Annotated in this window: 18 protein-coding genes and 1 pseudogene; 4 read left to right on the forward strand and 15 right to left on the reverse strand. The window is 73.4% G+C overall.

Features of this window, described 5'->3' with window-relative positions; all coding sequences use genetic code 11:
• From SM793_RS05320 to SM793_RS36345, 8 genes and pseudogenes are all read right to left on the reverse strand, one after another.
• Positions 1–250: pseudogene (locus SM793_RS05320) on the reverse strand (DUF4232 domain-containing protein); the annotation flags it as partial.
• Positions 251–435: 185 nt separating this feature from the next.
• Positions 436–1428, reverse strand: a complete 993-nt coding sequence (locus tag SM793_RS05325) for an ABC transporter substrate-binding protein (RefSeq protein WP_320436835.1) — start codon at positions 1426–1428, stop codon at positions 436–438.
• A gap of 118 nt (positions 1429–1546) precedes the next feature.
• Positions 1547–2239 (reverse strand): ABC transporter permease, encoded by a 693-nt coding sequence (locus tag SM793_RS05330; RefSeq protein ID WP_053651018.1) that lies wholly within the window; start codon positions 2237–2239, stop codon positions 1547–1549.
• Complete coding sequence (locus SM793_RS05335; RefSeq protein WP_030391900.1) at positions 2236–2904, reverse strand: ABC transporter permease; 669 nt, start codon at positions 2902–2904, stop codon at positions 2236–2238. Before SM793_RS05335 ends, SM793_RS05330 begins: the two co-directional genes overlap by 4 nt.
• Positions 2894–4117 carry an ABC transporter ATP-binding protein gene (locus tag SM793_RS05340; RefSeq protein ID WP_320436836.1) on the reverse strand — a complete coding sequence of 408 codons (1224 nt, stop codon included), beginning with the start codon at positions 4115–4117 and terminating at the stop codon, positions 2894–2896. The genes SM793_RS05335 and SM793_RS05340 overlap by 11 nt, the downstream gene beginning before the upstream one ends.
• Before the next feature lie 254 nt (positions 4118–4371).
• The gene (locus SM793_RS05345) at positions 4372–4758 is read right to left on the reverse strand and encodes a rhodanese-like domain-containing protein (protein ID WP_320436837.1); all 387 of its coding nucleotides are present in this window, start codon (positions 4756–4758) and stop codon (positions 4372–4374) included.
• Positions 4752–5336 (reverse strand): cysteine dioxygenase family protein, encoded by a 585-nt coding sequence (locus SM793_RS05350; RefSeq protein WP_320436838.1) that lies wholly within the window; start codon positions 5334–5336, stop codon positions 4752–4754. Before SM793_RS05350 ends, SM793_RS05345 begins: the two co-directional genes overlap by 7 nt.
• A gap of 329 nt (positions 5337–5665) precedes the next feature.
• Complete coding sequence (locus tag SM793_RS36345) at positions 5666–5743, reverse strand: putative leader peptide (RefSeq protein WP_106981192.1); 78 nt, start codon at positions 5741–5743, stop codon at positions 5666–5668.
• 514 nt (positions 5744–6257) lie between these two features.
• Between SM793_RS36345 and SM793_RS05355 the strand changes: the two genes are divergently transcribed.
• The 3 genes from SM793_RS05355 (at position 6258) to SM793_RS05365 (ending at position 9727) form a co-directional block, all read left to right on the forward strand.
• Positions 6258–7100, forward strand: coding sequence for a nitrilase-related carbon-nitrogen hydrolase (locus SM793_RS05355; protein WP_320436839.1), 843 nt, complete (start codon positions 6258–6260; stop codon positions 7098–7100).
• Between the two features lie 22 nt (positions 7101–7122).
• A complete protein-coding gene (gene hydA, locus SM793_RS05360; protein WP_320436840.1) occupies positions 7123–8610 on the forward strand; it encodes a dihydropyrimidinase in 1488 nt (495 codons plus the stop codon).
• Between the two features lie 97 nt (positions 8611–8707).
• Positions 8708–9727, forward strand: coding sequence for a TIGR03842 family LLM class F420-dependent oxidoreductase (locus SM793_RS05365; RefSeq protein WP_320436841.1), 1020 nt, complete (start codon positions 8708–8710; stop codon positions 9725–9727).
• A 48-nt stretch (positions 9728–9775) separates the two neighbouring features.
• Here the strand turns inward: SM793_RS05365 and cas2e are convergent, their stop codons facing one another.
• From cas2e to casA, 7 genes are read right to left on the reverse strand one after another with little or no spacing between them, the layout of a single operon-like run.
• Positions 9776–10144 (reverse strand): type I-E CRISPR-associated endoribonuclease Cas2e, encoded by a 369-nt coding sequence (cas2e, locus tag SM793_RS05370; RefSeq protein WP_320436842.1) that lies wholly within the window; start codon positions 10142–10144, stop codon positions 9776–9778.
• A complete protein-coding gene (cas1e, locus tag SM793_RS05375) occupies positions 10141–11139 on the reverse strand; it encodes a type I-E CRISPR-associated endonuclease Cas1e (RefSeq protein ID WP_320436843.1) in 999 nt (332 codons plus the stop codon). The genes cas2e and cas1e overlap by 4 nt, the downstream gene beginning before the upstream one ends.
• A gap of 4 nt (positions 11140–11143) precedes the next feature.
• Positions 11144–11896, reverse strand: a complete 753-nt coding sequence (gene cas6e, locus SM793_RS05380) for a type I-E CRISPR-associated protein Cas6/Cse3/CasE (RefSeq protein ID WP_320436844.1) — start codon at positions 11894–11896, stop codon at positions 11144–11146.
• A gap of 1 nt (position 11897) precedes the next feature.
• Positions 11898–12608 carry a type I-E CRISPR-associated protein Cas5/CasD gene (gene cas5e, locus SM793_RS05385; RefSeq protein WP_320436845.1) on the reverse strand — a complete coding sequence of 237 codons (711 nt, stop codon included), beginning with the start codon at positions 12606–12608 and terminating at the stop codon, positions 11898–11900.
• Positions 12605–13828: a type I-E CRISPR-associated protein Cas7/Cse4/CasC gene (gene cas7e / locus SM793_RS05390; protein WP_320436975.1), complete on the reverse strand. Its 1224-nt coding sequence runs from the start codon at positions 13826–13828 to the stop codon at positions 12605–12607. Before cas7e ends, cas5e begins: the two co-directional genes overlap by 4 nt.
• Complete coding sequence (casB, locus tag SM793_RS05395) at positions 13822–14511, reverse strand: type I-E CRISPR-associated protein Cse2/CasB (RefSeq protein ID WP_320436846.1); 690 nt, start codon at positions 14509–14511, stop codon at positions 13822–13824. Before casB ends, cas7e begins: the two co-directional genes overlap by 7 nt.
• Positions 14508–19052 (reverse strand): type I-E CRISPR-associated protein Cse1/CasA, encoded by a 4545-nt coding sequence (gene casA / locus SM793_RS05400; protein WP_320436847.1) that lies wholly within the window; start codon positions 19050–19052, stop codon positions 14508–14510. Before casA ends, casB begins: the two co-directional genes overlap by 4 nt.
• A gap of 307 nt (positions 19053–19359) precedes the next feature.
• On the opposite strand from casA, the gene SM793_RS05405 reads away from it, so the two are divergent.
• The gene (locus tag SM793_RS05405; RefSeq protein WP_320436848.1) at positions 19360–20250 is read left to right on the forward strand and encodes an SDR family NAD(P)-dependent oxidoreductase; all 891 of its coding nucleotides are present in this window, start codon (positions 19360–19362) and stop codon (positions 20248–20250) included.
• Positions 20251–20261 lie beyond the last annotated feature (11 nt).

Raw genomic sequence — 20261 nt, forward strand, 5'->3', positions numbered from 1 at the left:
CGGTGGTTCCGGCCGTCCCGCCGGGGGTGGACCCGGCGGTACTGCCGGGCGTGCCGGTGGCTCCCGGGCCGGGCGTGCCGGTGGCTTCCGGGGTGGACCCGGAATCGGTCGCGGTGGCCGACACGCCGGGAGAGCCGGGGGCCGTGCTGCCGGCCGCGGTGGTACCGGAGCCCGAGCCGGAGCTGGAACACGCGGCGAGGCTCACCGCGGCGAATGCCGTGAGGGTGGCGGCGAGAAGACGAGTGCGCATGCCGTCACCCTGTCATGTTCGCGCCGCCCAAGGGAAGATCTGTCGAATCCGGGATCGCCGCCCGGCCCCTCCCTCGTCGGTCCCGGCGGTGGAAGGCCCCGGCGCTGGAAGGCGGAAGCCGCCGCGGGGCGGGACCGTCCTCCCGACCGGTCCCGCCCCGCGGCGGCTTCCCTCCGACCCGGGGGTCAGGACAGCCCGCTGCTCTTCAGCCAGTCCTTGGCCACCGCCGACGGGTCCTCCTTGTCCACCGCGACCTTCTTCATCAGCGCCAGCAGCCCCGCCGTGTCCAGCTTGGCCGACACCGCGTTGAGCGCACCGGTCGTCGTCGCGTCCACCTTCGCCTTGTTGACCAGCGGCGTGACGTTCTGGGCGCCGAACAGGTTCTTCGGGTCGGTGAGCGGGACCAGCTTCAGCTGGGTGATCTTCGGATCGGTGGAGAAGACGTTGCCGACCTGGATCGAGCCGTCCTTGACGGCGTTGGCCGTGGTCTCGCCGGTCGACTTCCACTCCTTGAAGGTCAGGCCGTAGACGTCCTTCAGCGGCTGCTCCTGCCGCGACTTGAACTCCGGCGGCCCGCCGATGGTGAACTCGCCCGCCTTGGCCGCCAGGTCGGCGATGGACTTGAGCCCGAGCTTGTCGGCGCTCTCCTGGCTGATGCTCAGGGTGTCCTTGTCCTCGGCGGGCGAGGACTCCAGGATCCCGAGCGAGGCGGGCAGCGTCTTCGTCAGCTCGGCATTGACCGCCGCCGCGGTCGGGTCGGCCGACTTGCCGCCCAGGTAGGCGAGCAGCGCGCCGTTGTACTCCGGCAGGACGGAGAGGCTGCCGCTCTGCAACTGCCCGTAGAGCACCTCACGGCTGCCGATGTTGAACTTCTCCTCGACCTTCACGCCCTTGGCCCGGAGCGCCTGGGCGTAGATCGAGCCGAGCAGCACGTTCTCGGGGAAGTTCGCGGAGCCGACCACGACCGTCCCGCCGGGGGCGGCGGCCGCCGAGGTGCCGGCGCCGCCGGCCGCCGAACTCGACGCGCCGCCGCCCAGCGGGTCGCCACCGGAGGAGGAGCAGGCGGTCGCGGCGAGGACGAGCGCGGCCAGGGTGGCCACGGAGGCGGTGCGGCGCACCGCCGCCGCTCCGGCCGGCTTCGGGGCGGTGGAGCCGTTCAGCGGGATGAATGTCGACATGGTGACAGGGGTCCTCTCGGGATGGTCAACTCGGCAAGGCGGAGCCGGGAGCGGGAACGGAAGTAGGGGGGAGGGCGGGTGCCGGGAGCACGGTGGCCGGGACGCCGGCCCCGAGCGGTCACGACGACCGGCGGTCCGCGGCCCGCTGCTGCGCCCGCAACCCGGGCGGGAGCGCGTACCGGGCCAGCAGGGCGAAGAACGCCTGGGCCGCGACGGCCAGCAGGACGACCAGCAGCGCGCCGCCGACCGTCGCCGCGTAGTCCCGGGTGGCCAGCCCGTCGACGACGTACCGGCCGAGGCCGCCGAGCCCGACGTACGCGGCCACCGTCGCGGTCGCGATGACCTGCACCGTCGCGGTCCGGAAACCGGCCAGCAGGGTCGGCAGCGCCGAGGGCAGACAGACCTGCCACAGCACCTGCGGGTGCGTCAGCCCGACCCCGCGGGCCGCGTCCCGCACGTCCGGGTCGGTGCCCCGGACCCCCTCGACGGCGGCGACCAGCAGCGGCGGGGCCGCCAGCGCGACCAGCGGCACCAGGACGGCGGTGTCGCCGACCCCGGCGAGCAGGACCGCCAGCGTCACCAGCCCGAGCGTCGGCAGCGCGCGGGCCGCACCGGCCATCGCGGTCACCACGGTGACGCCGCGCCCGGTGTAGCCGATCAGCAGCCCGAGCGGGACGGCCAGCAGCGCGGCGTAGAGCAGCGCCTCACCGGAGAGCAGCAGGTGCTCGGCGATCCGGTGGGCGATCGCGTTCGAACCACTGCGGCGGTCCGGGTCGGAGAAGAAGTCCCCCAGCCAGGTGAACCAGTTCACTGCCCGGCTCCCTTCTCCCGGACGGCCCAGGGCGCGAGCAGCCGGCGGGCGCCGACCAGCAGCAGGTCCACGGCCAGCGCGAGCACCGCGATCAGGACGATCCCGGCCACGATCGGCGTCGGGAAGGTGCGCTGGAAGCCGTCGACGAACAGGTAGCCGAGGCCGCCCCGGCCGACCAGCGCGCCGACCGAGGCCAGCGAGATGCTGGAGACGGCCGCCACCCGCAGCCCGGCCACCAGGTAGGGGACGGCGGCGGGCAGTTCGACGGCGGCCAGCCGGTGCCACGGCCCGTACCCCATGGCGGTCGCCGCCTGCCGCACCGGGTCGGGGACGGCGCGCAGCCCGTCCACCGTGGTCGGCAGCAGCACGGCGACCGCGTAGAAGGTGAGCGGGATCATCACGGTGGCCTGGGTGGCCAGCCCGGTGTACGGGATGAGCACCACGAAGACGGCCAGCGAGGGCAGGGCGTAGACGATGTTGAAGACGGCGGCGAGCGGCTGGTAGAGGCGCGGGAACCGGGTGCAGGCCAGGCCGAGCGGGACCGCCAGCAGCAGGCCGATCAGCACCGGGACGAGGGCGATGACGGCGTGGTCGGCGAGCAGGTCGCCGAGGTAGCCGAGGTGGTCGCCGATCCAGTACCAGCGGACGAGCGGTTCATCGTCCACCGCCGGCTCCGTCCTTCTCGACCGTCTCGACCCTCTCGACCGTCTCGACCCTCTCGGCCGTCTCGGCCTTCTCCTTCTGGGCCGTCTCCGTCCCGGCGTCGGCCGTCCCGGCCTTGCCGGTCCCGGCCGCCGTGGCGGGCGGGCGGGCGGCCGCGAGCGCGGCCAGCACGGCCTCGCGGTCGGCCGTGCCGATCGCGCGGCCGTCGGGGTCCAGGGCGACGGCGATCCCGGTGGGGGACAGCACGGCCGCGTCCAGGGCGGCCCGCAGGGTGTCGGCATCCGGCCGGAACCCGGGCGCCGGCTCCAGGGCCGCGCCCGGCGCCTCCCGGTCGATCCAGCCGATGGGCCGCCGCCCGTCGTCCAGCATCAGTTCCCGACCGCCGAAGCGGACCGCGTGCGGTGACCGCCCGGCGTCGTCGTCGCCCGGACCGCCGGGTATCGGCCGGACGGCGACCGAGGCGGCCGGCCGCAGCCCGAGCCCGCGCAGGCCCCGGTCACGGCCGAGGAAGGCGGCGACCTCCAGGTCCGCGGGCGCCGTGAGCAGCGTGTGCGGATCGGCGAGCTGGGCGATCCGGCCGCGCTCGCGCAGCACCACCACCTGGTCGCCGAGCCGGACCGCCTCCTCGATGTCATGGGTGACGAACAGCACCGTCTTGTGCAGCTCGGACTGGAGGCGGAGCAACTCCTCCTGCAGCCCGGCGCGGACCACCGGGTCGACGGCGCTGAACGGCTCGTCCATCAGCAGCACCGGCGGGTCGGCGGCCAACGCCCGCGCGACACCCACGCGCTGCTGCTGGCCGCCGGAGAGCTGGAACGGGTACCGCTTGGCGGTCTCGGGCGCCAGCCCCACCAGGTCGAGCAGCTCGGCCGCCCGGGCGCGGGCCTTCTTCCGGTCCCAGCCGAGCAGATAGGGGACGGTGGCGATGTTGTCGATCACCCGCCGGTGCGGGAACAGCCCGGCCTGCTGGATCACATAGCCGATGCCGCGCCGCAGCTTCGCCGGGTCCAGCGCCGCCACATCGGTGCCGTCCAGCAGGACCCGCCCCGAGGTCGGTTCGACCATGCGGTTGACCATCCGCAGCAGGGTGGTCTTCCCGCAGCCGGACGGGCCGACCAGCACGGTCGTCCGACCGGTGGGGACGTCGAGGTCGAGGCCCTCGACGGCGACCGTGCCGTCGGGGTGGCGCTTGCCCGCGCCGTCGAATCTGATCACGGGGGATGTCCTCGTCTCGGCGGCTCCCGGTGGCGGCGCCGATGGTGGTGTCTGTCGCTCTGCCGGTCCGCCGGCCTGTCTGTGGTGTGCCTGTCGGTCGCGTGGTTGCCCGCCGTCGGACCGGCGGAAACTCTGATCAGCCTATGACCTGGTGAACCCGGTGTCCCTGATTTACCGGGCGTGGTCGGATTCACCAGGGGCGGCCGACGCGCACGCGGGGAGCGCGAGGCACGTGCTCCGCGGCGCCGAACCCCTCAACCTCCCTGACGGGTCGGCAGTCCGGCCGCCGCCCAGGCGACGAATCCGCCGTCCAGGTCCGTCGCCCGGTGCAGGCCGAGCTCGCGCAACGAAGCGGCGGCCAGACTCGACGCGTACCCCTCCGAGCACACCACGACCACCTCCAGGTCGTAGCCGGTGGCCTGCGGGATCCGGTGACTGCCCGTCGGGTCGAGCCGCCACTCCAGCACATTGCGCTCGATGATCAGCGTGCCGGGGATCTCCCCCTCGGCAGCGCGCTGCGCCGCCGGGCGGATGTCCACCAGCAGCGCGCCGTCGCGCTGCGCCCGGAGCGCCTCGTCCGGGCCGGGGCGGTGCACCCCTTCCCGGGCACGGTCCACCAGGTCGTCGATCGTGGTCACCACTGTTCGGGTCCTTCCTCGGAGGTGCGGACCAGGCCACCGGCCCGCAGTTCGTAGTGCGCCATGGAGTTGAGCGGCGGGGAATAGGCGTGCAGCGTCACGGCCGGGCCGGGCGCGGTGTTGCGGACGTCGTGCACGTACTCGGGGCCGAAGGCGCGGGTGGTGCCGGACCCGATCCGTCGGATCAGCAGCCCCTGCTCGGGACCGCCCAGCGACAGCTCCTCCAGCTCGCCCAGCGCGACGGTGAACGCTCCGCGCGAGCCGCCGTGGTCGTGGAAGCCCGTGGACTGGCCGGGCAGCCAGCTGATCAGCCAGACCTCGTGGTCCTCGTCGGCGGCCAGCCGCCGGTACCAGCGCTCCTCGGTGGAGAGGCGGACGTGGTGGATCCACTGCTCGGGCTGCTCGGCCAGCTCGCGGACGATCTCCCGCAGCGCGTTCGGGGTGAGCGGCGCCCGGCCCTCCCCGGTCGGTGCGGGTGCGGGTGCGGGTGCGGGTGCGTGGGCCGGAGCGGGTGCCGGGGTCGGCGCCGACGGGACCGTGACGGCGGTGGGCGGCGTGTCGAGTGCGAGGTCCAGGCTCATGTGGGTGTCCTCGGGACGGGCGGGCGGTGGTCGTGGAGCGGTTCGCCGTGCTCCCCGCGCGCCGCCGCGGGACATGGTGCGGCGGGGCGGGGTGGGACTGCTCGTTGCCGTGCGGTGCGGTGCGCTGCCGTGCGGTGCCTTGCCGTGCGGGCGTTGCCGTGCGGAGCGGTGGCGCGGGATCCGTGCCGGAGCCGGTGGCGGGTGCGTGCCGCGCCGGTCGGACCGGCGGGGCGGCACGGTGGTGCCGGGTGGCGTGGCGTCAGGAGAGCGGGTGCGCGGCGCCGGCCCTGGCGAAGGTCACAGGGCGGAACCGGCGGGAAGGGACTGCGTCAACAAGCACAGATGGAACTCGCCTGGCGTCGGAGGTCGACGTGCAGGCGGCAGACCAGAGTGGTGCCGGTGTCCATGCGCCGGATCCTTCCCGACGGGACGGCCGCGAGTCAAGCGAGCGCGGTCACGGCCGCCCGTCAGGTCCCTGGTCGGACGCGGTCGAACGCGGTCGGACGCGGTCGGAGCCCGTTCAGCGCCGGGCGCCGCCCCGGGCCCCGGGACGGTCCCGCACCGGCCCCGTCCTGATCCAGCCCCGAGCCGGCCCCGAGCCGGCGGGCCCGCGGCCCGGCAGGGCGTCACCGCCTTCCTCCCCGTCGCGCCCCGCCCCGGGCATGCATTCGCCCGAATGAGTAAGGGGTGCGCTCCCGGGGTAGATGACCGTTTCATCCCACCTACGAGACCCCGCGTGTCCGCCCGGCAAGATCGCCCCGGCCGCCTCGCGTCGGACGTATTGTCAGGCGACCGGAGCCGGGCCTACGGTCGACGCACCAACTTTCTACGCACGTAGACATCCACCGCAGGCAGCACCGCCCGCCGACCCTCGGACCGCGGGCCCGCCCCCGGACGGGCCGCGGAGTTGCGGAGGTACCCATGTCGCAGATCGTCCGCGCCGCCCTCGTCCAGACCCGCTGGACCGGCGACCAGGAGAGCATGATCGCCCTCCACGAGCGCTACGCCCGCGAGGCGGCCGCGCAGGGCGCGAAGATCCTCGGCTTCCAGGAGGTCTTCAACTCCCCGTACTTCTGCCAGGTGCAGGACCAGGAGCACTACCGCTGGGCCGAGCCCGTCCCCGACGGCCCCACCGTGCGGCGGATGCGCGAACTCGCCCGCGAGCTCGGCCTCGTCCTGGTCGTCCCCGTCTACGAGGAGGACCAGCCCGGGGTCTACTACAACACCGCCGCCGTGATCGACGCCGACGGCAGCTACCTCGGCAAGTACCGCAAGCACCACATCCCGCAGGTCAAGGGCTTCTGGGAGAAGTACTACTTCAAGCCCGGCAACCTCGGCTGGCCCGTGTTCGACACCGCGGTCGGCAAGGTCGGCGTGTACATCTGCTACGACCGGCACTTCCCCGAGGGCTGGCGCGCCCTGGGCCTGGGCGGCGCGCAGATCGTCTACAACCCCTCCGCCACCAGCCGCAGCCTCTCCGCCTACCTGTGGCAGCTCGAGCAGCCGGCCGCCGCCGTGGCCAACGCCTACTACGTGGCGGCCATCAACCGCGTCGGCACCGAGGAGTACGGCGACAACGACTTCTACGGCACCTCCTACTTCGTCGACCCGCGCGGCCGGTTCGTCGGCGAGGTGGCCTCCGACAAGGAGGAGGAGCTGGTCGTGCGCGACCTCGACCTCGACCTCATCGAACAGGTCCGCCAGCAGTGGGCGTTCTACCGCGACCGCCGCCCGGAGGCGTACGGACCACTGACCGAGGCGTGACGGAGAGGGGCACGAGCACACTATGACCAGCACCCCCGGCGGCACCCCCGCCAACACCCCCGGCAGCACCCCCCGCACCGGCACGGCCACCGCCCGGACCGGGCGCACCGCCATCCGCGGCGGCCTCGTCGTCACCGCCACCGAGGAACTGCGCGCCGATGTCCTCATCGAGGGCGAACGGATCGCCGCCCTCGCCGCCACCGGCAGCGAGGCCGCCCTCTCCTGGACCGCGGACACCGTGATCGACGCCGACGGCCACTACGTCGTCCCCGGCGGCGTCGACGCCCACACCCACATGGAGCTGCCGTTCGGCGGCACCCACGCCTCCGACACCTTCGAGACCGGCACCCGCGCCGCCGCCTGGGGCGGCACCACCACCATCGTCGACTTCGCCGTCCAGTCGGTCGGCGGCAGCCTGCGCGAGGGCCTGGACACCTGGCACGCCAAGGCCGAGGGCAACTGCGCGATCGACTACGCCTTCCACACCATCGTCTCCGACGTCACCGACGCCGTCCTCAAGGAGATGGACACCCTCGTCGACTCCGGCGAGTCCACCTCCTTCAAGCTGTTCATGGCCTACCCGGGCGTCTTCTACAGCGACGACGGGCGCATCCTGCGCGCCATGCAACGCGGCGCCGCCAACGGCGGGTTGACCATGATGCACGCCGAGAACGGCATCGCCATCGACGTCCTCGTCGAACAGGCCCTCGCCGCCGGGCGCACCGCGCCCCGCTACCACGGCGAGGTCCGCCGCGAACTGCTGGAGGCCGAGGCCACCCACCGGGCGATCAAGCTCGCGCAGGTCGCCGGCAGCCCCCTGTACGTGGTCCACGTCTCCGCCGCCGCCGCGCTCGCCGAACTCGCCCGGGCCCGCGACGACGGCCTCCCCGTCTTCGGCGAGACCTGCCCCCAGTACCTCTTCCTCTCCACCGACAACCTCGCCGAGGAGGGCACGGACGGCTTCGAGGGCGCCAAGTACGTGTGCAGCACGCCGCTGCGGCCCCGCGAGCACCAGGAGGCGCTCTGGCGCGGGCTGCGCACCAACGACCTCCAGGTGGTCTCCACCGACCACTGCCCGTTCTGCTACACGGGCCAGAAGGAGCTGGGCCGCGGCGACTTCTCGAAGATCCCCAACGGCCTTCCCGGCGTGGAGAACCGGATGGACCTGCTCCACCAGGCCGTGGTCGACGGACGGATCAGCCGCCGCCGCTGGATCGAGATCGCCTGCACCACCCCGGCCCGGATGTTCGGCCTGCACCCGCGCAAGGGCACCCTCGCCCCCGGGGCCGACGCCGACGTGGTCGTCTACGACCCGAACGCCGTCCAGACCGTCTCCGCCGCGACCCACCACATGAACGTCGACTACTCGGCGTACGAGGGGCGCACCCTCACCGGCCGGGCCCGTACCGTGCTCTCGCGGGGCACCGTGGTGCTCGACCGGGGCACCTGGCTGGGCCGGGCCGGCCACGGCGCCTTCCTGCGCCGGGACACCTGCCAGTACCTCGACTGAGCCACCCGCCCAGCCGCCCACCTGCCCAGCCGCCCACCCGGTCGCCCTTCCCGACCGCACGCCCGACCGCACCCCCGACCAACTCCCGGAGCCCGCCTTGGACATCGGCCTCGTCCTGCAGACCGACCCGCCCGCCCGCCTGCTCATCGATCGCATGATCCGCGCCGAGCGGGCCGGCTTCAGCCACGGCTGGACCTTCGACTCCTGCGTCCTGTGGCAGGAACCCTTCGTCATCTACAGCCGGATCCTCGCCGAGACCAGCACCCTCACCGTCGGCCCCATGGTCACCAACCCCTCCACCCGCACCTGGGAGGTCACCGCCTCCCTCTTCGCCACGCTCAACGACATGTTCGGCAACCGCACCGTCTGCGGCATCGGCCGCGGCGACTCCGCGATGCGGGTCGCCGGCCGCAAGCCCGCCACCCTCGACCGGCTCGGCCACGCGATGCACGCCGTCAAGGAGTTGGCCGAGGGGCGGACCGTCGAGGTCGACGGCACCGAGATGCACCTGCCCTGGGTCGGCGAGGGCGCACGCCTGCCGATCTGGATGGGCGCCTACGGACCCAAGGCTCTCGATCTGACGGGACGTCAGGCCGATGGCTTCATCCTCCAACTCGCCGACCCGTTCCTCACCGAGTACATGGTCAAGGCCGTCCGCCGGGCCGCCGCCGAAGCCGGCCGCGACCCCGAGGCGCTCACCGTCTGCGTCGCCGCCCCCGCCTACGTGACCGCCGACGACTCCCCGGCCGCCCTCGCCCATGCCCGCGAACAGTGCCGCTGGTTCGGCGGCATGGTCGGCAACCACGTCGCCGAACTCGTCCGGCACTACGGCGAGCACTCCGGCCTCGTCCCCGACGCCCTCACCGCCTACATCAAGGACCGCCAGGGCTACGACTACAGCCACCACGGCCGCGCCGGGAACCCCGACACCGCCTTCGTCCCCGACGAGATCGTCGACCGCTTCTGCGTCATCGGCCCGGTCGAGACCCACCTCGCCCGCCTCGAACAGCTCCGCGGCCTGGGCGTCGACCAGTTCGCCGTCTACGCCATGCACGACGCCGTCGAATCCACCATCGACGCCTACGGCACGGACATCATCCCCGCACTGGGCGCCTGACCGATCCCCTGACCGATCCCGGAGTGGGGCCGAACCTCCTCCGACGGCTCAACGGCCCCCGAAACGACGGCGTTTGGAGGCCCTGCTCCACCCGCTCCCGGCCCCGTCCGCCGAAGGTCCACCCCGGGGCGACGGCACCGGGCGGTCCGCCGGGCGGTGGATCAGCGTGAGCCCCTCGTGGTCCACCGGCTGCCACCGGTGTTCGTGGGTCGCGAAGGCGAAGCCCTGCTCGCTGTCCGTGCTGTACGTGAGGACGGCCCGGCCCCGGCCCCGGTATGCCCGCACCTCCTCCCACAGCACCTCACGGATCCGCGCCGACGGATCGCCGACGAAGACCCCGGGCGAGATCTCGGTGAGCCACCTGGTCAGCAGCCCCCGCAGCCCCACCGGGCAGTCCGCGAGCACCAGGGTGATCACCGGACCGCCTCGGCGCCGTGGTTGCGGCCACCGGCCAGCATGCTGCCGTGGTCGTCGTGCAGCATCACGACGTCCTCCTCCGGACCGTCCGGCCCGTCCGGGCCACCCGGGCCGTCCGTCTCGCGCGCCTCGCCCGCGCCGGCCTGCCGGTACGGAGCGAACAGGCCCTGGACGTCCGTGACCACCCGCTCCAGCAGCCTCCCCGCGCGGATCCGCTCGCGCAGCGCCCGCCGGGTCCGCCCGGCCACGTCCTCCGGCCCCTCCGCGGCCGCGTCGAACGCCGCCGGGATGCCGAACTCCACCTTGTAGAGGTCCGCGACGTCCAGCACGAACGACCGCTCGTGCCCCGAGTGCACGAAGCCGAGCGAGGGCGAGCACCCCAGCGCGACGACCACCGAGTGCGCGACCCCGTACAGGCACTGCGCGGCCGCCGTCACCGCCTGGTTCGGCGCGTCACCCGCCGCGAAGTCCCCCGGATCGTAGGTACGCCGCATCCAGCGCACACCCGTCCGGGCCGCCTCCGCGCGGTACACCTCCTTGACCCGGGTGCCCTCGCCGCCCAGCAGCTCCCGCCTGGTCATCCCCGCCGGCTCCGCGTCCGGGAACCGCAGCCGGTACATCTCCCGTGCCACCTCCAGCCGGTGGCGCCGGTTCACCCACGCCGTGGCCTGCGCCTCCACCAGCCCGGCCGACCGCGTCAGCGCCCGCCCGCCCGCGTAGTACCGCACGCCGTGCTCGCCCACCCACACCACGCCGGCGCCGCACTCGCCGAGCAGGCTCATCGCCTGGTGCGTCACCGTGGTACCCGGCCCGAACAGCAGCACCCCGATCGTCGCCGAGGGGATGTACCGGACACCGGACTCGTCGGTGGCGATGATCGCGTTGTCCTCGCGATGGATCGTGCAGCGCTCCAGATAGAGGAACGAGACCCGGTCGCCGATCCGGGTCAGCTCACGGGGAGAGGAGACCGGCCTGCGCGCCGGAGTCGTGGCCATCCCGTCACCCCCGCACCGGCGTGAGGGTCATCAGCCCGCACCCGTAGGCCTTCGCCTTTCCCAGCCCCGCGGTGAGGGTACGGCGCAGCGCGTCCGGATCGGTCACCCGCAGCCGGCCGTCGTAGGTCGCGGTCACCAGGGTGACCGTGTGGCGGCCGGCCTTCACCCGGTCGTTCTTGCCGAACGACACCGCTTGCTGCCGGTGGACCACGAGTTCGTGCTCGTCCCCCTCCGGCAGCAGCCGCCGGTCCGGCGCCTTCTCGACGACGGTGAAGCCGGACCGCTCCTGCTGCTTCAACAGCCAGGCCGCCTGGTGGCGTTGGGTGAGGTGCGCGGTCCGCTTGGTCGGCTCGTCCGGGTTGCGGCGGATGCTGTGGACGGGGTTGGCGGTCAGCCGGAACGCGAAGGTCGAACCGGCGGCGATACCGGCCAGGAACGCGCCGTAGTCGAAGGTCTGCCAGCCGCCGGTGGTCGGCCAGCCGGCCTGCTCGACCAGGTGGGTGAGGTCCGGGCGCTGCGGGCTCACCAGGTAGAGGAGTACCTCGGAACGGGAGTTGTGGTCGATCCGCCAGAGCACGCGCGGCGCCGACCCGCCCGCGGCAGGCTCGCCCGCGGCAGGCCCGCCCGCCGCCCAGGGGCCCGACGGCAGCGGTTCGGCGAACGAGGCCATCACGGCACCGTGCAGGAGCTGGGGTGAGGAGAGCAGCCGCCGGGCCCCGGCGCGGGCGGTGTTGACGCGAAAGCGGGTGAGGAACATGTCAGACCGATTCCGGTTCCAGGAGGTTCAGGTGGGCCGTCGGATCATGCTCGGCGGCGAGCGTCGGCGCGTTGACGACGAAGGAGACCACCCCGCGCAGCGCGTACCGGCGGTGCCGGGGGTCGAAGCTCAGCGGGAGGTCCCGCAGCAGGTCCGCCCGGGGCTGTTCCCCCGGTTCGGCGTCGGCCTGGACGGGCAGCGCCACGGACGCCGCGTGGTGACGCCTCCGGTACCAGGGCGCCGCCTGCCACGGCTCCCGCTCCAGCACCGACCGCAGCCCCGCCTCCGACCGGACCCCCAGGTCGACCGGCCCGCTCGGCGGGCACGAGCGGCGGCCCAGGTACGGGAGGTGCACCGGTGCGCGCAGCGCCGCCGCCAACGCGTCGACCGTCGCGTCCGGCCCCTCCAGCGCGGCCACGAACACCGCGTCCGCGAGGTAGAACCGCTCGGACAGCGGCATGGGCTTCCCGGTGTCCGCGTGGTGGGCCGTCTGGAGGTCCCGGACGCGGGTGCCCGGCTGGTCGGTGCGGACCGCGAACCGCAGCGCCGCCAGGTCCGCCAAGTCCTCGCCCCGGTCCCGGCCGAGCGCTCCCGCGAGCATCCCCAGCACCCCGCTCTTCGTGGGCGCCGACTCGGTGGTCCGCCGGACGAACCGCGCGGCGACCCCCCAGGACTGGAGGGGCCCGGCCAACCGCAGCAGCAGCACGCTCACCCGGCCGACCCCGTCAGCCGCTTCGACACCGCCACGCCGATCGCGCCGACCAGCTCATCGAGCCCCACCTCGGTGCCGAGCCCCGAGAGCGCGGCCGTCCGCTCGCCGACCCTGAGCACCCAGCTGTCCTCGGTCACCGCGCCGAAGGCCCGCTCCACCGCGGGCACGTACGCGGCCAACGCCGCACAGGCGCCCGCGACATGGCCACCGGTGAGGCCGTCGCCACCCGCCTGCACGGCCTCCTCGAACGCCCCGGCGAAGCTGATCGGCCGGGCCGAGCGGAGCTTGACGACCACCGCGTCCGGCAGGGTCTGGTTGGCGAAGGTGTTGATCTTGCCGGTGGGGATCGACATCACGAACGCCTCGACGAACGCCTCCACCGCACGCCGGACCGGCTCCGCCGCCGGTTCGTCCGCGCGCAGCCCGTCCCCGAGGTTCGCCCGCAGCCGGTCCACGTCCACCGCCGCGTAGCGGTACAGCGTCGCCGAGTTGAAGTCGACCGTGCCGATCATGCCGGCGCCGGGCTCGTCCTCGGACCGCTGGTCGTCCACGGCCGTGTAGTAGTCCGATTCGATCTCCACCGCGTGCACGCTGATCGCGTGGGCCACCTGCGCGGCGGCGTCCACATTGATGTCCGAGGCGTCCGCGACCATCCGGCCGAACAGCGCGATGTCCACCGAATGGCGGGTGTTCGCCGCCTCGCGGGCGCGGGCCTTGTTCTCCTTGCCCTTGAAGAACTCCTTCAACCCGCCGGACTCCTTCAATCCGCCGGACTCCTTCAACCCCTCGGCGGCGAGCGCCGCCAGGGCGTCCAGCTGCCGGCTGCTGAGGAACATCAGGTACTGCGACTCGGGCGCCGGATCGTCACCCTCGCTCTTCGCCTTCCGCGTCGGCGGAGCCACCTTGGCGCCCGTCGCGGCCGTGATCGTGTCGGCCGCCGCCTCCCAGGCCGCCGCCTCCTCGAGGCCCACCCCCAGCGCGGTGATCCGCGCCGCCAGCAGCTCCGCCACCTTCTTGGTGCGCACCCCGAGCTCGGCCGGGTCCAGCAGCCCGTCGAAGGCCCTGCGGGTCGCCCGCTTCCACGCCTGACTGGACACCCGGGCCCGCCGAACGCCGCCGTACACCGCCGACTTGGGCGAACCGGTGTCGTCCCGGTTGAGGTTGCTCGGCGGCACGGTCTGCAGGATGTGGATGTCCAGGATGGTCCGGCTGCTCACGATTGGTCCTTGTCGGTGTCGGGGTCGGTGTCGGTGCCCGGATGGTCGCTCCCGGTCCGGTCGGCGGAGGTCCCGTCCGTGGTGCTCCTCGGACGCCGGTACGCGTGGAAGCTGCGCCCCCAGGACCTGTTCACCTCGCCCCGGCCGTCCGGCAGTTGCCACCGGTACAGCTGGTCGGCGAGCAGCCCGTAGTCCAGCGGGACGGCCTCCCGGCGCAGCAGCACGACGATCTCCCGCAGCCGCTGCGCGAGGATGTCGAAGGTGGGCGCGGCGCCCGCCCGGACGAACCGCTTCCGCAAGGGCTCGTCGATATCGTCGGCTGGCATCAACTGCCTGACTGCTCCGCCCAGTTGAGGTCCACTGGTGCGGTGCATCCCGGTCTCGCGGTGCGACTGCTGGTGCAGCGACCAGAGGGTGACGGCCGTGTGCATCGCGTTCTCGGCCAGGGCGTCCGAGGAGCCGGTCCGACCCTGCGGATAGAGCCGCTCCAGGCCGGTCAGGCCCCACAGTTCGGGCAGCGCGCCGATCGGCCGGCCCGCGCCACGCCGGATCTGCGCGACCCGGGCGACGGCGGCGGCCTCGTCGGCGCGGTAGCCGCGCTGCAGTTGGCCGATGTGGTCGCGCGTCGCCGCGCCCGCCCGTCCGAGAGCGGCGAGCCGGGGCGGCGGTACGTGGTCGGGGGTCATCGCTCGTCGTTCTCCAGGGAGTCGTCGTGGTTCCCGGCAGGGCCGTCGGGCGGGTTCCGGCCGGGGAAGGCCCTGGCCAGCGCGAAGCCGAACCGCCGGAACGCCAGAGTGTCGTTGAGCCAGATCCGGCCGCCCGGGCCGGTCGCCACCCGGCCCTCCCGGGCCGCCTGCGGGGCGGTGTCCACCAACTCGGCGCCCAGCGCGAACAGGATGCTCCGGGCCTGCGCCTGCCAGTCCGCCAAAGCCCCTTCGGGGTCGGTCCGCTGGCCCAACTCCGCGATCCAGAGCCGGAAAGGGCCGTCCAGGTCGGCATAGCCGCGCTCGGCCGCCGCCGCCCTGGGCCCGTCGACCGCCGCACCGGTGGCCTCGGCCAGGTCGGCCGCCAGGTGGACGACCGCCTGGACAGCCTTGTCCGAGTGCTCCACCGCACTCACGGCCTGCCGTCCGTAGCGCCGGTCCTGTCGGTGCATCAGGACCACCGCCAGGGCGACGCTGTCGTCCACGACCTCGTCGAACACCGACTGCTGGGTCCCGTACACCGCGCCGATCGTCCGGGCGCGGATCAGGCGCCCGCGCTCCAGCGCTCGCTCCGTGGTCAGCCGGGCCACCCACTCCAGCACCAACGGGCTCAGGTACTCCGCTGGTTCACCGGGCTTCGCGGCCTTCGATGCGGTCTCCTTCTGCAGAAGCGCGGGCAGACCGCGCCATGCCGAACGCGCCGGATCGTGCTGACGGGGCAGGTACACCGGCACCCGGCCGAGCTTCTTCTCCTGGGGCCGACTGCGCCGCCAGCCGGTGAGCGGCTCGGTGAACCGGCGGTCGTGGGCCGCGAGCGGGTCCCCGTAGGAGAGCACCGCCCCGGTCACCGCGCTCCCGTCGTGGTGCAGCCGGATCCGTCGGGACTGCCAGGTGTACAGGTCGCGTGGTCCGGACGGGCGCTGCGAGGGGTCCGCCGCCTCCGGGTCGGCCTCCGGGCCGTACGGGCCGCGCCGCCAGGCCGGCCGGTCGTCCGGGCGGAAGCGGGCGCCGGTGGTGTCCGCGGCCACCAGGTTGAGGAGGAGGGTCTCCCGCAGGTCGTCCCCTTCGGCGAGGATGCCGCCGAGACCGCCCGCCCACCCCGTGCCCAGCGGGTACACCTTCCCACCCTTCGCCCGACCGTCACCCGCCGCGGCCGACTTGATCCCCGAGGTGTCGAAGGCGTGCGCGTGCACCAGCCAGCGCGCCGCCTCGGCGAAGGTGAGCCGGTCGACGGACGGCATCCGCATGGAGAAGAACGGGTCGCCGTTCGGCACATCGGCCACCAGCCGGTTCAGCGAGGCGACTTCGTTCTTCCCGGTGCGCAGATCCGGGACCTGGAAGAACGGGCTCACCGGGTGCAACAGGTCGAAGTGTTCACGGTGCCGGTCGAGGTAGCGGCCGACGACGGCGAAGGCGCCGGGGTCCTCCCACAGCTCCTCCCAGTGCTCCAGTTCGGCGGGCCCGTCCACCGCGTCGTGCAGGATCGCCAGCAACAGCCGCATCAGCGCGAACTCCTGCGTCGGCACGTCTCCGACCAGCCGGCGGACCGTGGCCGCTTCGGTGAACACCTCGCGCAGCGACAGCTCGGCGGTCGTACCGTCCAGCCGCCGCACCGGCAGCCAGGGGCGGGCGACCAGGTCGAACGACGGCACGTTCTTCACCAACCTCACCTCGCGGGCGCCGGCCGGGTGCACTGCCAGGCCGTCGCTCGGGTTGTAGTCCAGCTCGAAACCCGCCAGTTCGGCCCGGCCGTGCTCGTCGAGCAGCAGCACCAGCTCGCCGTCGAGCTGCGGACACTCCTTGACCTGCCACGCGGGGATGTACAGCCGTTCCAGCTCCTTGATCGCCTTGTCGATCACCCAGGGCTTGGAGAAGTGGTAGGGGAGCCGCAGGCTGCTGGCCGCGAGGGCCTGGGCGGCGTTCCAGGCGGGCACCGTCTCGGTCGGCAGCGGCAGGCCGCCGCGGCCCCGGTCCAACCAGGGGAGAGTGGTGAGGCTGCCGTCGGGGTGGCGCATCGCGACCATCACCTCCAGGCTCTCCTCGCCGTCCCGGACCTGGGCCTGGCCGGAACGCTGGTCGTCCACGTCGCCCACCCCGGCGTCCAGCCAGCCCACCAGGGACCGCCCCGGCCGCCGCACCTCGCCGAGCCGGAACACTTCGGCCCGGGCGGTCTGCGCGGCATCCGCGAGTCGCTGTTCCTCCGCCGCCTCGGCCATCGCGCCGGACCAGGCGGGCGGGCCGAGCGGTTCGCCGCCGTAGGCGCGCTGGACGAGCGCGTTGATGCCGTCCGGGAGCGTCAGGGGGACGTTCTCCGCCAGGTGCGGCCACAGCACGGCGGCCGAGCGCAGCAGGTGGTGCGGGCCGTAGACGGACACCGAGCCCTTCGCCGGGCCCGGCAGCGGTTGCGCCGCCCAGTCCACGCCGGTGACCAGGCAGCGCGCCGTCCGCAGCCGCGCCGGCCGGGCGCGCTGCCCCTCGCCGCGGCGGTGGCGGTGCAGTCGGCCCATGCGCTGGAGCATGAGGTCCACCGGGCACAGGTCCGTGACCAGGAGATCGAAGTCGACGTCGAGCGACTGCTCCGCCACCTGGCTGGCGACCACGACGTGCGGCCCGCGCGGCCGGTCCCCGGCGGGGCCGAACCGGGCCAGCAGGCCGTCGTCCTTCCGTGCCCGGTCGAGGTCGACGAAGCGCGCGTGCGCGACGGTGACGGCCTCGTCCCCGAACCGCTCGCGCAGCCGCTCGGCAGCCGCCAGGACGCGGTCGACGGTGTTGCGGACGACCAGCGCGCAGCCCCCGTCGGCAAGCTCGGCCGCCAGGCGGTCGGTGAGCACGGCGAGGTCGTCGTCCAGCCGTTCGAGAAGGACGGTGGTCCGACGGGCGGCGTCGGCCCCGGGGCGGCGCGTCAGGGGAGGGTGTCCCGGCGCGACGGCGGTGAGCAGGGGATAGCCGAGTTCCCCGGCGGCCCCTTCGGCTTCTTCCGGCGCCGTCACCGTTCCGCAGTACGCCCGCACCAGGGCGCGCCGGGTGGCGGCCGGCAGGGTGGCCGACAGCATCACCACCGGTACCCGGTAGGCGCCCAGCCAGGAGAGCACCCGCTCCAGGTAGGTGTTCATGTAGGCGTCGTTGGCGTGCACCTCGTCGATCACGACGACCTTGCCGGCGAGCGCGAGATGGCGCAGCGCGAGATGCCGGTTCTTGAGACCGGCGAACAGCACCTGGTCGATCGTCCCGACCGCGAAGGAGGCGAGCATGCCCTTCTTGCGTCCGCGCAACCACTGGTGGGCGATCAGCCCGGCGTTCTTCCGCCGCGCGCGATGCCCGGAACCCTGCGATCCGTCCGTGTCCACGGCCGCGATCCGGCGCCGGTCGGTGGCCATCATGCCCGCGTACTCGTCGTTGAGCGCGGCTTTCGCATGGGCGAGGAACACCGCCCGCTCGTCCCCGTCCGCGGGCAGGTGGTCCAGCCATGCGGTGAGGCGGGGGAACATCGCGTTGGCGGTCGCGCGGGTCGGCAGCGCGACGTAGCACCCGCCGGCGCCGGTCCGGGCGGCGAAGATCTCGGTGACGGCGAGCGCGGCCTCCGTCTTCCCCTCGCCCATCGGCGCCTCGATCACCAGCAGCCCCGGCACGGGCAGTTCGCGCGCCAGCCGGACAGCCTCCTCCTGAACCGGCCGGGGTGTCGCCCCGGCGGGCAGCTCGAAGCGGGCTTCGAGCAGCTCGTTCGCCGTCAGCGGGGGATCCCCGGCCTCCCAGACGGGCGGAAGGTTCAACCCGGCCCAGGCGGACCGGATCCGCTCCTCCTCCGAACGGGGGCGCTCCTGCGGGAAGTAGGGGAAGAGGTCGGGATTGCTGGCGATCCAGTCGGCCATGATGACGACACCGGTCAGCAGCACCTGGACGGGCTGCGGGAGCTTGACACCCTTGACGGTCGTCAGCAGGCGGTCGGCGCCGAGCACCGCCGTGCACGTGTCGAGCAGCTCGAACTGCACAGCGCGCCAGAGCGTTTCACTCGCTCCGGGCGTGCGGATCAGGTCCTCCCGCAGTTCGAGGTCGTGCAACTGCCCGTGCCCCGGCGGCACTCCGTGGTGTCCGCCGACCACCGCCGCCAACTGCCCGGCGCTCCGGTGCGCCCACCCGTGCCGCTCCACCAGCCATTCCTGAATGATCAGTTGACCCGCGAGCCCGTGCGGAGCCGTCCGCCGGTCGTCCCCGTACTGCTTCGGGTCGCGCATCGCCAGCCCGGCCGCCCGCATCCGGTCGGCGAGTCCGTCGACCTGACAGGCGAACGCGGGCGTGGCCTTCCCCACGTCGTGCGTGGTCGCCAGCCACACCGCGAGTTCCCGCGCCGACTCCTGGCTGTCCCCGAGCGCCGCGGCGATCAACTCCCGCACATTCCGCGGAAGCCACTCGTCCCACAGCAACCCCGCGACAGCCCCGCTGTCCGCCATGTGCCGCCACAGCGGCATCCACCCGGAGGTGTCCCGGTCGGACTTGGCCCAGACGGTGCGAGCGGCATCGGACAACCCCGCGGACAGGTCTGGACGGGTAGGCGTTCCAGTCACGCCGCCATTCAACAGGGCCTACGGGTGGGCACTGATTGATCGACCGGGAGTGATCGGACCTGATCGGAATTGAATTCTGGCGGCCCTATTTGCTTGGCCTTCCCGCGCTGTCTTCGACGGTCGGCCCGCGGGCCGGCAGTGGCACCTGCGGGCGCCGGTCAGGGGCCCTTCCCCGCCGCCCGGCATCCCTAAGCGGATACATCATCCGATTGTGTGCTACGGTCCCGACAAGCGGATGAACTATCCGAATGACTGGATGGAGGAGCGCATGACGAAGACGGCTCTGGTGACGGCGGGGACAGCCGGCATAGGACTGGAGACGGCCCTGGGCCTGGCCGACGCCGGGTTCTCGGTCACCGTGGTCGGACGCAACACCGGCCGGGGCGCCCAGGCGGTCGACCGCATCAACGCGACGAACCCGGCGCTCCCCGCACGGTTCCTGCCCGCCGACCTCGGCTCGCTCGACCAGGTGCGCGCGCTCGCCGACCGGATCGCCGCCGAGCACGCCGCCCGCGGCGAACCGCTGACCGTGCTGGTCAACAACGTCGGGGCGATGTTCCCCGAACGGCAGACCCTGGACGGGATCGAAGCGTCGTTCGTCGTCAACCACCTCTCGCCCTACCTGCTGACGGAACTGCTACTGCCCACGCTGACGGCCGGGGCCCCGAGCAGGATCGTCAACGTGACATCGAGTGCGGTCGGGCTCGCGAAGAGGTCCTTCGACACGGTCGAGCCGCCCGGCGGCTACTACGGTTTCCACTGGTACGGCCGCGCCAAGCTCGCCAACCTCGCCTACACGTTCGACCTGGCCACCCGACTGGAAGGCACGGGCGTCTCGGTCTTCGCGGCCGATCCCGGAGGCGCCGCGACCGACATGACCAACGGCACCATGACCGACCCGAAGATCGTCTCACCGGCCCTGCGGCTGCTGTGGCCACTGGTACGCCGCAAGTTCGAACGCTCCACCTCGGGTCCGGCATCCCTGGCCGCACGGCCTTCGATCGTCGCCGCCACCGACACCGCCCTTGCGGGTCGGACCGGCATCGTCATCGGAGCCCGCGCGCAGCCGGTGGCGCCGCTGCGCGCAGCCACGGACGCCCGCGTCGCCCAGGACGTGCGCCGGCTCAGTGAACGGCACGCACCTCTCACGGTCTCCTGACCCGAGAGGCG

The organism is Kitasatospora purpeofusca, from assembly GCF_034043715.1.
Lineage (GTDB): Bacteria > Actinomycetota > Actinomycetes > Streptomycetales > Streptomycetaceae > Kitasatospora > Kitasatospora purpeofusca_A.